The sequence below is a fragment of the Endozoicomonas atrinae genome, from assembly GCF_001647025.1.
Classification (GTDB): Bacteria; Pseudomonadota; Gammaproteobacteria; order Pseudomonadales; family Endozoicomonadaceae; genus Endozoicomonas; species Endozoicomonas atrinae.
This window is the reverse complement of record NZ_LUKQ02000899.1, coordinates 1-251: the sequence shown is the minus strand read 5'-3', so window position 1 is coordinate 251 and position 251 is coordinate 1. Positions and strand designations below refer to the sequence as shown.

Below are 251 nucleotides of genomic sequence, written 5' to 3'. Positions count from 1 at the left end.
CGGGCAACAGCCGCAACGGCAGCACCTCAAAGAATATCAAAGGAGATTTTGGTGAGGTCGAAGTCAAAGTCCCCAGAGATCGAAATGGTGACTTTGTTCCTCAGCTGATAGCCAAAGGCCAGACTCGTGTCATCACCGGCGTAAAAAGTCCTCAAAACACCAGTCCAAAATGACCTGTCGTTAAGTATAGCTTTTTGGGGTGGTCTGCAAGTCTGATAGTTCCAGAAAGTTAAATATTTTACTAAGCTGAC

At 45.8% G+C, this 251-nt stretch carries 1 protein-coding gene; it reads left to right on the top strand.

The window, feature by feature from the left end; translation table 11 throughout:
- A partial coding sequence (locus AK963_RS31670) for a transposase (RefSeq protein ID WP_175404840.1) occupies positions 1-173 on the top strand: 173 nt, incomplete at its 5' end.
- Positions 174-251: the final 78 nt, after the last annotated feature.